Genomic DNA, 13576 nt, shown 5'->3' on the forward strand with positions numbered 1-13576 from the left:
GCGGGGCGAACGGGGCCGTCCGGCGATTGTTCGGTGGTGCGGACGGGTCCGGTTCGTCCCTTTCCCGCGCGGGGCGGGGGTCCGGTTCGCACGCGGTGGACACCGGCATTCCGGCCGGGGCCGGGGTGCCGGGGCCGGATGCCGGGGTGCCGGGGCCGGATGCCGGGGTGCCGGGGCCCGTGATCATCTGTTGAAGTCGGCCCCGAAGGACAGATCGCGCGGCTCGCTGATCCCGAGGGTGCGCGGGCCGAAGGAGTGCGAGCCCTTCGCGGTGATGCCGGCGGCCGAGCCCTTGAGGACCCATACCGCGCCCCGCGAGGCGTCCTCGCCGGTCGCGCCGGTGATCAGGTCGGCCCGGCCGTCGCGGTTGAAGTCGACCAGTTTGGTCCGCCCGCCGAAGCGGTCGCCCTTCTCCAGGGTGCCGGGCACGCCCGCGCTGTCCTGGTTGACGAGCCTCGCCCCGGCACTCGCCGGCCCGCCGGCGCTCCCGCGCAGGATCATGACCGCACCGGCGCTCTCCTTGCCGCCGATGCTCTCGCCCGGGACGCCGAAGGCGATGTCCGCGTACTTGTCGGAGTCGATCCGGCCGACCGAGACACCCGTGCCGAAGCCGTCGTCGGTCTCGGCGGTGCCCGGGATGCCGGGGCTGCTCTGGCTGATGGCCCGCGCCCTGGCCGGGACCGGGCCCTTGGCCGAGCCGGGGATCCAGGTGATCGCGCCGCCCTTGTGGCGGGTGAAGGGGCCGTGGTCGCTGCCCCACTCGGTGGTGCCGGTGACGATGTCGCCGTAGCCGTCGCCGTTGACATCCCCGAGGGCGATCGTGTGGCCGGCCTCGACCTCGTCGATCACCGGGGCGAGGACCGGGCCCCTGGCGGTGCCGTTCCACACGGTCAGCGCGCTGACCGTGTCGAAGTCCTCGGGGTGGACGCGGGACTGGGTGGCGACGATGTCCGACCGGCCGTCGCCGTTGTGGTCGCCGACCGCCAGGCTCTCGGTGTACCAGGTGTCCGGGTTGGTGAGGGTGGTCACGCGGGCGGGGGAACCGTCGCGCTTGAAGGGGCCGAAGAGGGTGCGGAGCTGGTGGGCGCTCCCGGTGACGAGGTCCCGGTTGCCGTCGCCGTCGAAGTCGCCGTAACCGAGGTGGTCGGCGACCTCGAAAGATCCCCGGACACCGTTGATGACCGCCGCCGACCGGGTCAGACCGCCCTTGGTGCCCCAGAACACCGACAGGGAGCCGGTGTCCGAGTCCTCCCGCTCGCCCGGGAGCTCGTCGCCGGGGGCGCCGACGACCAGATCGGCGTAACCGTCCCGGTTGAGGTCGGACGAGGTGATCGAGGCGCCGAAGCGGTCGTGGCGCACGGGCTCGCCGGGCACACCCGGCAGACCCTGGTCGAGCAGCTGCTTCCGGGCGTGGAGCGTGCCCGACTTCGAGCCGTAGAGCACGGCGACCCGGCCGGCCGCCCGGGCGCCCCGCACGGTCGCGTTCGGGGCGCCGGTGACGACATCGCGGTAGCCGTCGCCGTTGAAGTCGTCGGCCTGGACCGACGCGGGTTTCGCGGGGGCCGCGGGCGCGGCCGGGGCGGCGAACGCGGTGGGCGCGGTGAGCGCGCCCACGACGGTGATCGCGACGGCCGGGCCCAGGCTGCGGGCCGAGGGGAATGAGGTCATGGTCAACTCTCGCGATTCGGGGACGGGGAACGCCGGTCGTGGGCGCTGCGGCCCACGCCGGCCGAACCCTGTACAGGGACAACTCGCCGGGTGCGGGCAGGGGTTGCCCGGCGGTCCGGCGGAAGTGGATCAGGCTGTGCCGTACGGGTGGGGCACCCGCACGGATGTTCCGGCGGCGGTTCGGCGGGTGGGGCGGCCGTCACCGGTTGAAGGTGAAGCCGAACCAGCCGGCGGCGGGCTCGGTGATGCCGACCGTGCGGGGGCCGAAGGAGACCGAGCCCTTCGCGGTGACGCCGGCGGCCGAACCCTTCAGGGCCCACACCGCGCCCTCGCTGCCGTTCTCGCCCATCGCTCCGGCGAACAGATCGGCCCGGCCGTCGCGGTTGAAGTCCACCAGCGCGACCGCGCCGCCGAAGACATCGGCCTTCTCCGCGGTGCCGGGCACACCCGGCGTGCTCTGGCTGAGGACCGCGGCCCCGGTGCCGGTGAGGCCGCCCCGCGCACCGCGCAGGACGACGACCGCGCCGGCGTCCTTGCGGCCCCCGTGGTCCTCGCCCGGCACACCGACGGCGACATCCGCGTATCCGTCGCCGTTCACATCGCCGACGGTGAGATCGGCACCGAAGTGGTCGCCCCACTCGGCGACCCCGGGAATGCCGGGATCGTCCTGGTTGACGACCCGGGCACGGGCGGCCACCGGGCCCTTCGCGGAGCCGGGGACGTACACGAACAGGCCGCCCTTGGCCTCGGGGGTGTCGAGGTCGCTGTCGTACCCCTCCCGGCGGCCGATGACCAGGTCGTCGAAGCCGTCCCGGTTGATGTCGCCGGTGGCGACCGTGTCGCCGCCGGGGCCGCCCCTGACCGCGCCGGCGGCGACCAGGCCCTTCGGGGTGCCCTTCCAGAGCCGGGTGGTGCGGGCGGAGCCCTCCTCGGGGTGGTGCTGGGCGGCGACCAGGTCGGTGACGCGGTCGCCATTGACATCGCCGGCGGCGATGCCCTGGGTGAGGTCGCCGCCGCCCGGGACGACCGCCGTGGCGGCGGCGGAGCCGTCGCGCCCGAACGGACCTGCGTGGAACCGGAAGTCGGCGCCGTCCAGGGTGACGAGGTCCGCGTCGCCGTCGCCGTCGAAGTCACCGGCGGCGAGATGGCCGCCGAGGCCGGAGCCCTGCGCGGTGCCGTTGATCACGGCGGCCCGGGGGCCGAGGCCCGTCCCGCCGCCCCAGAACACCGACAGGGAGCCGGTGTTCACCCACTCCTTCGCGCCGGGGGCCTCCTCGCCGGGGGTGCCGACGACCAGATCGGCGTAGCCGTCCCGGTCCAGATCGGCGGAGGTGACGGCGGCACCGAAGTGGTCCAGATACTCGGGGTCCTCGGGGACACCGGCCCCGGACTGGTCGAGAACCAGCCTCTTCGCGTGCGGAGCGGCCGACTTGGAGCCGTACAGCACCGTGACCCGGCCCGCGTACTTCCGGCCCTTCACGGTGCCGTACTTGGTGGCGGTGACGACATCGCGGTGGCCGTCGCCGTTGAAGTCGTCCGGCTGGACGGCCCCGGGCTTCGCCGGGGATGTCCCGGCGGACGGCACCGGGGAGGCGGACGACACAGGGGAGGCGGACCTCTCCGGGGCCGGGGACGCGGACGCGACGGGGGTCACCAGGGCGGCGACAGCCGCCGTCGCGGCGGCCAGGACGAGGCCGCGGGCCGGGGTGAATGCGGTCATGGATGGTCAACCCTCTGCTGGAACGCGGGTGGTGCCGGTGCGCGGCGGGCGCTCCGGCGCCACCGTGTGTGTACGTGACCCGCCGGATCCGGAAAAGGTTGCCCAATGATCTTGAACCGCCCCCGGTCCGGCGGTCCGTCACCTGTTCAGGACGGCGCCGAGGAAGTCCGCCCGGCCGGTGGGGAGTCCGAGGGCGCGGGGCCCGAAGGAGTGCGAGCCCTTCGCGGTGATCCCGCTCGCCGTGCCCTTGAGGGCCCAGACCGCGCCGTCGGCCGCGTCCTCGGTCGGGGCGCCGGCGATCAGGTCCGCCCGGCCGTCACGGTTGAAGTCGACGAGCTTGGTGGCCCAGCCGAATCCGTCCGCGTTCTCCTCCGTGCCGGGCACCCCGGCGGTGTTCTGGCCGAAGAGCCGGGCGCCGGTGCCGGTGGGGCCGTTCGCGGAGCCGCGCAGCACGACCACCGCACCCGGTTCGTTCCGGCCGCCGGTGTCCTCACCCGGGACGCCGAGGGAGATGTCCGCGTACGTGTCGGAGTCGATCCGGCCGACCGAGACGCCCGACCCGAAGGCGTCACCGCGCTCGGCGGTGCCGGGGACGCCGGCGGTGCTCTGGTTGAGGGTGCGCGCCTTCGCCGGGACGAGGCCCTTGGCGGAGCCGGGTATCCAGGTGATCGCGCCGCCCTTGTTCCGGGCGGTCGGCAGATCGCGTTCGTCGCCCGTCTCGCTGGTGCCGGTGACGAGGTCGGCGTAACCGTCGCCGTTGACGTCCCCGGCGGCGGCCGAGAAGCCGAGGTCGGCCCGGCGGATGTCGGGTGCGGCGGTCAGGGCGGCGGACCGGCTGCCGTGCCAGATCCGCAGATACGGCCTGGGCAGATCGTTCTCCACCCGGACGGCGGTGGCGGCGATGTCGGTCAGTCCGTCGCGGTTGAAGTCACCGGCGGCGAGCTGTTCCGGGGTCTCCGGGCCGGGGCCCGCGACGACGGTCGTACGGGCGGGGGAGCCGTTCCTCGTGAAGGGGCCGAGGAGGGCCCGCACACCGGCGGACTGGGAGGTGACCAGATCGGGGCTGCCGTCGCCGTTGACGTCGCCGGTGATCAGGTGGGCGCCGATGGTGGATCCGGCGGGGCCCGCGATCACCGCGGCGGCGGGGTTCAGGCCCTTCTTCCCGCCCCAGAAGACAGAGACGGTGCCGGTGTCGGCGGCGGTCTCCCCCGGGGCGCCGACGACCAGATCGGCGTAGCCGTCCCGGTCCAGATCGGCGGAGCTGACGGCGGCGCCGAAGCCGTCATACGGCTCGGGGGTGCCGGGCACGCCGGGTCTGCCCTGGTCGAGGAGTTGCTTCCGGGCGTGGAGCGTCCCCGACTTGGAGCCGTACAGCACGGCGGCATGGCCCGCGTTGCGGATGGTGCCCACATCCCCGAAGGGGGTGCCGATGACGACATCGCGGTAACCGTCGCCGTCGAAGTCGTCCGGCTGGACGGCCTTGGCCTTCGCGGGGGCGGCGGGCGCGGCGGAGGCCGTGGGGGCGAGCAGCGCGCCGGCGATGGCGACGACGCCGGCGACGGCCGGTCCGAGCGTGCGGGCCGGAGTGAGTGAAGTCATGGGCAAACCCTCGTCCTCGTGGACTTTCATGGCGGTGGGCACGGCGCGGCGGGTGCGCCGGAGCGTCCACCGGATGCGTGGATGACTCACCGGACGGCGAAAAGGTTGCACGTGAACTCCGTTGCGGGGGCGGCGAGTCGGCGTGCCGCCGGGCGCGGCGGGGTACGGATCCCGGGGGCCCGCCCGTCCGGGGCGGCGGGGACGACGAGGACCGGTGCGCACGGCCGGGCGGCCGGGGTGACTCGCACGGGCGCACGGGGGGCGGCCGGCGGGATCCCGGCGCGGGCCGGTCACGACCCGTACGGCCGGGGATTCCGTACGCGCACGGCGGGGAGGCGGCGCGGACACGGCGGGGAACCGGCGCGGACACGGCCGAACCGCGCGTCGCCGCACGGCCGGATCCCGGGCGCGGGCACGGCCCGATCCCGGGCACGGGCGGAAGGCCGCGTACGACCGCACCGCGCACGACCGCACCAAGGTCACCGCCGGCACCCCGGCGGGCGATCCCGGCCGGTCCCGAACCCCGGCCCGGGCCGCCGCGTGAAACCAGTACGGGGTACCCGGCGGAGGCCGCCGCCCGCACCCGCGCTTCCCGGGTGCGGGCGCTCATCTTCCGGACGAATGGACGAGGCGAGATGACAGCAGAGGACGAGCAGTGCCCCTTCACCTCCCCGGCGCACTCCCCCGGCCCCTTCCGGGCTCCGGGAAAGGACCGGGCCCCGGTGCGCGCCCCGGCCGGGGGCGCGGCGCTCAGCCGTACCGCGGCGAGCCGGGCGCCGGCGCTCGCGCCCCGGGCGGGGCTGTGGCGGACCGCCGCCGGGGCCGCCGGGGATCATCTGAAGTTCCTGACCGGGCTCTGCGCCCACGGTGATCTGGTCCGGGTGGGGGCGGGGCCCTGGCAGGCGTATGTGATCTGCCATCCGGAGCCCACGCTGGCGGTCCTGATGGACGACCGCACCTTCGAGCGGGGCGGCCCGCTCTTCGACCAGCTCCGCACCTTCCTCGGCAATGGGCTGCTCACCTGCGGACACGGCGAACACCGGACCCAGCGGCGGCAGGTGCAGCCGGGCTTCCGGCGCGACCGGATGCCGCTCTACGCCGGGGTGATGACCGAGCGCATCGACGCCGTCCTGGGCACCTGGCGGGACGGACAGCGCATCGACCCCCGCGAGGAGATGTTCGCCATCGCGGCCGGGGTGGCGGTCAGCGGGCTCTTCGGCGGCGCCCTGGAGGAGAGGGCGATCACCGATCTCCGCCGGGCCATGGAGATCATCCTGTCCGTCGGCTTCCGGCGGATGCTGACCCCGTCCGCGCTGGCCGGGAAGCTGCCGACCCGGGGCAACGCCCGCTACGACCGGGCGCAGGCCAGGGTGCGGGAGATCGTGTACGGGGTGATCAGGGAGCACCGCGCCGAATCCCGCCGGGGAGATCTGCTCTCCATACTGCTGAGCGCCGGGGAGGCGGAGGACGTGCCCGCGCTGACCGACGCCGAGGTGTACGACCAGGTTCTGTCGCTGATGGCGGCGAGCTTCGAGACCACGGCGGCCGTGCTGGCGTGGTCCTGCCATCTGCTGGCGGCGCATCCCGAGGCGCAGCGGCGGCTGCATGCCGAGGCCCGCGCGGTGCTGGGCGGGGAGCCGGCCGGCCACGGTCATCTGCCCCGGCTCCGGCAGGCCCGGAATGTGCTGCTCGAAGCGCTGCGGCTGTATCCGCCGGCCTGGGTGCTCACCCGGGTCACCACCCGGGACGCCTCGGTGGGCGGCTATCGGGTGCCGCGCGGGGCGACGGTGGTCCTCAGCCCCTATGTACTGCACCGGCGCGCGGATCTGTTCCCCCGTCCCGGCGACTTTCTGCCGGACCGCTGGTCCGATCCGGCCGCCTCCACCCGGCCGCAGTCCGGTTTCCTGCCCTTCGGCTCGGGGGCCCGGCAGTGCATCGGGAACGATTTCGCGCTGCTGGAGGCGACCCTCGTACTGGCCACCGTCGCCGACCGGTGGCGGCTGACCGCGCCGGCCGGCACCCCGATGGTCCGGCCGGTCAGAAACATGTCCCTGATGCCGGCGGCGGGCTCGCTGACACTCCACAGCCGCTGACTGCCGTACGGGTGAGCGGCGACGCGGCCGGTGGGTCGCCGGTCTCCGGTCTCCGTCAGGGGGTCGCCGGTCTCCGGGCCACCGTCAGGGGGTCGCCGTCAGGAGTCGCGGCAGACCAGCAGGAGAGCGCGGTCGTCGTTGACGTCCTTGGCGACCGCCTCGATGAGATGCCAGGCCGCGCCCTCGAAGCCGGTGGCGACATAGCGGTCGGCCTCGCCGGTGAGACGGTCCATGCCCTCGGTGAGATCGCGCTCGGCCGACTCCACCAGGCCGTCGGTGAAGAGCATCAGGACGTCGCCGGGGCCGAGGGAGCCCTTGACCGGGTCGAACTCGGCTCCGTCGTAGACGCCGAGCAGCGGGCCCTCGGCGGCCTTCTCCTCCCAGCGGCCGGTGCTCGCGTCGAGCTGGAGGGCGGGGAGATGGCCGGCGGAGAGGAGCTCGTAATCGCCGGTCTCCAGGTCGAGCACGAGATGGATGGAGGTGGCGAAGCCCTCGTCCCAGTCCTGGCGGAGCAGATAGCCGTTGGCCGCATGCAGAAAGGCGTGCGGCGGGAGCGAGCCGAGGAGGCCGCCGAAGGCGCCGGAGAGGAGCAGGGCACGGGAGGCGGCGTCCATGCCCTTGCCGGAGACGTCGGTGAGGACGACCTCCAGGGTCCGGCCGCCGTGGGTGCGGGCGGCGACGACGAAGTCACCGGAGAAGGACTGGCCGCCCGCCGGGCGGAGCGCCATCTCGCGGTGCCAGCCCTTGGGCAGCCGGGGCAGCGCGCTCTGCACCCGGATGCGTTCGCGCAGGTCGAAGAGCATGGTGCCGCCGCGTCTCCAGGGCACCCCGACCCGGGCCCGGAACTGCGCGATCAGCAGTCCGAAGAACCCGCAGGCCGCGACCACCAGCACGGTGCCGGGGGTGACCCGGGCGGGGCCGGCGGTGTACGGGCCGAGGACGAAGGTCTCCACGATCAGACCGGCCGCGCAGGCCGCGTACAGACCGAGCAGGCTGGCGGGGCGGAGCAGCAGCGCGCCCGCGACGATGGGGAGCACCAGGGCGGCGGGGGAGATCCACTCGGACTGGACGATGGTGCCCCAGGTGAAGGCCGGGACGGTCGCCAGCAGGCCGGCGAGGGCCAGGGTGTCCGAGCGGTCGCCGCGGAAGTAGTCCACGGCGGATTTGCGCAGCGCGATACGGACCCGGTGCACCTGCTTCCGCAGCCGGGCCCGGAACGAATCCACTCCGCCGATATGAGCCATTGTCGTGTGACCTTATCGACCCATCGGCCATTCGTGCAGGGGGACCCCCGCGACAATCTGTTCGAAATCGGGTCGCACTGTCGATGTATCGCTTGATAGTCATGGCATATGACAGCCTCTCTGCGGGTACTTGGGCATGACGATCGGGACCAGTGGTACGGAGCCGTGGAACGTGCCTTCGGCGGGGTGCCGATGGCGGCGGAGCGGCGGGCGCTGCGCGGCGCGCTGACCGAGGACCGGCGGTCGCTCGGGGCGTGGGACGGCGGGGAGTGCGTGGGGACCGCGTCCTCCTACGCCTTCCGGATATCCGTGCCCGGGGGCGCGCTGGTGCCGGCGGCGGGCGTGGCCCTGGTGGGGGTGGTGCCGACCCACCGGCGCCGGGGGCTGCTCACCGCGATGATGCGCCGCCAGCTCGACGACATCCGGGCCCGGAACGAACCCCTCGCCCTGCTGACCGCCTCCGAACCGGCCGCCTACGGACGGTTCGGCTACGGCATCGCCACCCGGCAGCTCTGCGTGGAGATCGACACGGTCCGGGCCGCCGTCGAGCCGCCGGAGGGGACGGAGCTGATCCGGCTGCGGCAGGCGGATCCGGCGGACGGGGCGGTCCTGGCCCGGTGCGAGGCGGTCTACGCGGCACTGGTGCGGGAGCGGCCCGGGATGCTCGCCCGGCGGCCGGGCTGGGAGCGGTGGGGGCTGCTCGATCCGCCGTCGGCGCGCGGGGGCGGATCACCGCTCCAGTGCGTGCTCGCCGAGCGGGACGGGGAGACGGTGGGCTGGGCGCGGTATCGCACCGCGCCGTCCTGGAGCCATGCCGGGCCGACCGGCACGGTGACCGTGACGGAGATCCACGCGCGGGACGCGGCCGCGTCGGCGGCGCTGTGGCGGTTCCTCTGCGGGATCGACCTGATGGCCGGGGTGCATGCCTTCAATCTGCCGGTCGATGATCCGGTGCTCCATCTGGTGCCCGACCCCCGGCGCTGTGAGCCCCGGCTGCGGGACGGGGCGCATCTGCGGCTGGTGGAGGTGGGCGGCGCGCTGGCCGCGCGCGCCTACCGGGTGCCGGTGGATGTGGTGCTGGAGGTGACCGACGCCTTCTGCCCGTGGAACGAGGGCCGCTGGCGGCTCTCCGGCGGCCCCGGGGGCGCGGTCTGCGAGCGGACCGCCGACCCGGCGGATCTGGCGCTGGACGTACGCGATCTGGCCTCGGTCCATCTCGGCGGGGTGCCGGTCCGCGAGCTCGCCCGCGCGGGCAGGGTGCGGGAGCTCTCGCCGGGTGCGGTGAGCGCGGCGTCACTCGCCTTCGGCAGCGAGGTCGTGCCCTGGCTGCCGCACAACTTCTGAGCCCGCCGGGCCGGGTGCCGGGTGCCGGGTGCCGGGCCGTGCTGCCGGACCCTGCGGGCCGGGCTGCCGGGCCCGCCGCCCCCGGATCAGAGCACCCCGCCCGGCTCGTCGTGGAAGGCTTCCTTCCAGTAGGGCCACTCCTCGGGGTCGTCCAGGGTGCGGCAGGCGACCGGGTCCACCGATGCCAGGGTGCGGACCATGGCGACCGCCAGCGGTCCGTACCACTCCTCGGCGAAGCGCTCCTCCTCGTCGATGGTGAGCTCCCGGCGGTGCAGCCAGAGAGTGAAGGCCAGGGTGGAGACATCGGCATTGATCAGGCCGAGGGTGTCGTCCCCGTACCGCCAGGAGTGGATCCTGCCGGTCCGGCCGTCGATCAGGACCACGAGGTCGTGGATGAGCTCGCCCAGACAGAGCAGCCGACCGGGATCGACGGGCAGCTCGCCGATGACCGCGTGGAGCTGGGACATCCGCTCGTCGTCCCGGTGGTGCGCGCTCTGCTCGGCGAGGGTCAGCAGCAGCCGCTCCGGGTCGCGGAGCTCGAACATCACCGCCTTCGCCGGCAGGCCCACCCGGGTGAGGAAGTGACGGGTGGGCTCGTGCTCCAGCTCCGGGGGCAGGGTCTCCGGGTCGGCGCGGACGATGTTCGACTCGCCGAACTCCTCCTCCAGCACGGCCGCCGGAAGATCGAGCAGCAGCCCCGAGCCGGGCCCGGCGATCAGGGAGAGCGGCTGGATCAGGGCGGGAATGCGCCAGAACGCCGGTATGTCGTCGTCCCACTCCTCCGGGCTCCCGGCGCTCCCCCACTCCCCCTCCCACTCCTCGTCCTCGACGAGGGCGAAGAAGAGATCGGACGCCTCCTCCACGGCCCGGGGGCCGGGCCGGGCCGCGAGGCCGGCGAACCGGCCGCGCACCTCCGTCAGCTCGTCGACCGCGTCCAGCAGCCGGACCAGCGCGGCGAGGGACGGAGCGAGCGGGAAGACCTCGGTGAACTCGGGTGACTCCTCGTCCACATAGAGGACGAAGACCCGGCCGGTGGCGCCGTCCATGACGACCTCCTCCTCTTCCTCCCCCTCCTCCACCACGCTGAGATGGCCGATCACCAGCAGCTCCGCGACATACGGATCCAGCACGGCCGGATCGAACGCGGACGGGTCGAACTCACCGGCCAGCAGCTCGCGCAGCGGCAGCCCGCCGGTCTCGGCCAGCGGGCCGAACCGCATCAGCCGGTGGCCGTCCGGCACCCCGCCGCCGGTGAGCAGGGAGCGGGTGGGCTCATGGGTGAGCGATGGGTGGATCCCGTCCGGCGGCAGGGTGACGAGCACCCTCTCGCGGCCCATCGGCTTCGCTGACAGCTCTGACATTCTTCCCCCGATTTTGCTCATGCCCTCGGCGGATCTCCCCGCCCTGTGACCGCCGGCGCGCCCTGAGACCAACTCTAGGAGCCACCACCGACAACGGCCCGCGGTGACCCGGCGAACGTCTGCTTCGGCAGCAGGAGTTCGCAGCTCAGCGGCCTCCGGCGATACGTACCACCGTACCCGTGGTGTAGGAGGCGTCCGACGACAGCAGCCAGGAGACGGCCCCCGCCACCTCGGCCGGTTCCCCCGGCCGGCCGAGCGGGACCCGGCGGGCCACTCTCGCCGGGCGGCCGGGGTCCCCCATCGCCGCGTGGATCTCCGTGTTGATCACGCCGGGCGCCACCGCGTTGACCCGGACACCGGACGGTCCGAGCTCCTTGGCGAGGCCCACCGTCATGGCGTCGACGGCCGCCTTGGCCGCCGCGTAGTGGACGTACTCGCCGGGGCTGCCCAGGGTCGCCGCCGCCGAGGAGATGTTGACGATCGCGCCGGAGCCCCGCGCGCTCATGTCCCGGGCCGCGCGGCGGCAGCAGAGCAGATATCCGAGGACATTCACCTCCAGCACCCGGCGCAGGGTCTCGGTGTCGGTCTCCGCGAGAGGGCCGATCCGGCCGGTCACCCCCGCGTTGTTGACCAGCCCGGTGACCGGGCCCAGCTCCGCCTCGGCGGTGTCGAACAGCAGCTCCACGGCCGTCTCGTCCGCGATGTCCGCCCGTACGGCCGCACAGCGGGCGCCGGCCGCGCGCACCGCGCCGGCGGTCTCCTCGGCGGCCCGCGCGTTCCCGGCGTAACCGAGGACCAGATCGTGCCCGTCGGCGGCCAGCCGCAGAGCGATGGCGGCGCCGATGCCGCGGCTGCCGCCGGTGACGACGGTGACCGGGCGGGGCGCGGACGGGGACGGGGACAGTGACGGAGACGGAGTCACGGACGGGGACAAGGGGGCCTCCGGGAAGGGGGAGCGGGGCCGGGGGAAGGAGCGCCGGTACCGGTTCCGGCGGTACCGGAACGGTCGGCTCCATCATGGGACGCGGGGTGTCCGTATCCGTACCCCGGCCCCCCTCCCGACCGGAAATTCGTTCGCGTCCGGGGCAAAACCCTTGATAGGGATGGCATATGACCACTGAACTGCGAGTCCTGCGCCCATCCGAGTGGGACGGCTGGTACGAGGGGCTGGAGCTGGCCTTCGGCGGAGTCCCGCAGTCCGCGGAGAAGCGCGAACTGATTCGCGACATCACCGACCTCGACCGCTCGATCGCCGCCTGGGACGGCGATGTGTGCGTCGGCTCCGCGGGATCCTTCCGCTTCGAGGTCGCCGTGCCGGGCGGCGGACTCGCCGTCATGGCGGGGGTCACCATGGTGAGCGTCGCCGCCACCCACCGGCGGCGGGGTGTCCTCACCTCGATGATGCGCAAGCAGCTGGACGACATCCGTTCCCGGGGCGAGCACTTCGCCATCCTGGCCGCCTCCGAGCCCGCCATCTACGGCCGCTTCGGTTACGGCGCCGCCACCGCTCTCCTCAAGGCCGACATCGACACGGACCGGGTGCGGCTCGCCGTCCCCGAGGGCACGGACGCCGTGCGGATCCGCAAGGCCCCGCCGAAGGAGGCGCTCGCCGCCTGTGAGGCGGTCTACGCCCGCGCTGTCCCCGGCCGGCCCGGAATGATCTCCCGGCGCTCCGGCTGGGAGAACTTCACCGCCCTCGACGCCCCCGAGGACCGCCAGGGCACCTCGCCGCTCCAGTGCGCCCTCGCCGAGCGGGACGGGGAGACCATCGGCTACACGACCTTCCGCATCCGCCCGGCCTGGGACCACGCGGGGCCCAAGGGCACCGTCGAGGTGCAGGATCTGTACGCCGACGACCCCGCGTCCTACGCGGCGCTGCTGCGGTACCTCTTCGGGATCGACCTGACCTCCACCGTGAGCCTGGGCAACCGGCCGGTGGACGACGCCTGGCAGCAGATGGTCTCCGACATCCGCCGGTGCAATGTCCGCGTCTGCGACGGCGGCTATGTGCGGCTGGTGGAGGTGGGCCCGGCGCTGGAGTCGCGCGCCTACCGGACCCCGGTGGATGTGGTGCTGGAGGTGACCGACGCCTTCTGCCCGTGGAACGAGGGCCGCTGGCGGCTCTCCGGCGACCCCAAGGGCGCGGTCTGCGAGCGGACCGCCGACCCGGCGGATCTGGCGCTGGACGTACGCGATCTGGGCGCGGCCTCGCTGGGCGGCGTATCGCTCGCGGAGCTGGCGGCGGCCGGGCGGGTGCGGGAGCTGCGCGGCGGGGCGCTGGCGGAGGCGTCGCTCGCCTTCGGCAGCGAGCCGGCGGCGTGGGTGCCGCACGACATCTAGGCCCAATGCCGTTGTCTTTGTGGTGGGCGTACTGTGTTTGGTAGTGGGTCCCGGGGGTGGTTCAGGTGGCTGCGAGTGTGTCTAACTTATCGGGTCTTGGTCTCCTGACCTGGGTGTATCCGCCGGGTTTGGTGGACCGGGTGGTGGCGGCGTGCGGGCGGGCCGAGCAACGCCAGCGGTTGCTGCCGGCGAGGCTGGTGGTGTACT

At 74.0% G+C, this 13576-nt stretch carries 10 protein-coding genes; 4 read left to right on the plus strand and 6 right to left on the minus strand.

The features are described 5' to 3' along the window. Window positions 1–183 precede the first annotated feature (183 nt). From AAFN69_RS06210 to AAFN69_RS06220, 3 genes are all read right to left on the minus strand, one after another. On the minus strand, window positions 184–1668 hold the full coding sequence (locus tag AAFN69_RS06210; RefSeq protein WP_347727249.1) for an FG-GAP-like repeat-containing protein: 1485 nt from the start codon (window positions 1666–1668) through the stop codon (window positions 184–186). 199 nt (window positions 1669–1867) lie between these two features. Beyond that, complete coding sequence (locus AAFN69_RS06215) at window positions 1868–3388, minus strand: FG-GAP-like repeat-containing protein (RefSeq protein ID WP_347727250.1); 1521 nt, start codon at window positions 3386–3388, stop codon at window positions 1868–1870. A gap of 138 nt (window positions 3389–3526) precedes the next feature. Continuing rightward, window positions 3527–4987 carry an FG-GAP-like repeat-containing protein gene (locus tag AAFN69_RS06220; RefSeq protein ID WP_347727251.1) on the minus strand — a complete coding sequence of 487 codons (1461 nt, stop codon included), beginning with the start codon at window positions 4985–4987 and terminating at the stop codon, window positions 3527–3529. Between the two features lie 635 nt (window positions 4988–5622). Between AAFN69_RS06220 and AAFN69_RS06225 the strand changes: the two genes are divergently transcribed. Next, window positions 5623–7080: a cytochrome P450 gene (locus AAFN69_RS06225; RefSeq protein ID WP_347727252.1), complete on the plus strand. Its 1458-nt coding sequence runs from the start codon at window positions 5623–5625 to the stop codon at window positions 7078–7080. A gap of 98 nt (window positions 7081–7178) precedes the next feature. On the opposite strand, the gene AAFN69_RS06230 is transcribed toward AAFN69_RS06225, so the two are convergent. Then, window positions 7179–8324 (minus strand): PP2C family protein-serine/threonine phosphatase, encoded by a 1146-nt coding sequence (locus AAFN69_RS06230; RefSeq protein ID WP_347727253.1) that lies wholly within the window; start codon window positions 8322–8324, stop codon window positions 7179–7181. Between the two features lie 108 nt (window positions 8325–8432). On the opposite strand from AAFN69_RS06230, the gene AAFN69_RS06235 reads away from it, so the two are divergent. Next, window positions 8433–9668, plus strand: a complete 1236-nt coding sequence (locus AAFN69_RS06235; RefSeq protein WP_347727254.1) for a GNAT family N-acetyltransferase — start codon at window positions 8433–8435, stop codon at window positions 9666–9668. An 86-nt stretch (window positions 9669–9754) separates the two neighbouring features. On the opposite strand, the gene AAFN69_RS06240 is transcribed toward AAFN69_RS06235, so the two are convergent. After that, on the minus strand, window positions 9755–11029 hold the full coding sequence (locus AAFN69_RS06240; RefSeq protein ID WP_347727255.1) for an SUKH-4 family immunity protein: 1275 nt from the start codon (window positions 11027–11029) through the stop codon (window positions 9755–9757). A 145-nt stretch (window positions 11030–11174) separates the two neighbouring features. Then, window positions 11175–11963, minus strand: coding sequence for an SDR family oxidoreductase (locus AAFN69_RS06245; protein ID WP_347727256.1), 789 nt, complete (start codon window positions 11961–11963; stop codon window positions 11175–11177). Between the two features lie 176 nt (window positions 11964–12139). Between AAFN69_RS06245 and AAFN69_RS06250 the strand changes: the two genes are divergently transcribed. Continuing rightward, a complete protein-coding gene (locus AAFN69_RS06250; RefSeq protein ID WP_347727257.1) occupies window positions 12140–13369 on the plus strand; it encodes a GNAT family N-acetyltransferase in 1230 nt (409 codons plus the stop codon). Window positions 13370–13446: 77 nt separating this feature from the next. Then, window positions 13447–13576 (plus strand): transposase domain-containing protein (locus AAFN69_RS06255; RefSeq protein ID WP_347727290.1); only part of this gene is annotated, 130 nt, incomplete at its 3' end.

This window comes from Streptomyces sp. CAU 1734, assembly GCF_039888735.1.
GTDB lineage: Bacteria > Actinomycetota > Actinomycetes > Streptomycetales > Streptomycetaceae > Streptomyces.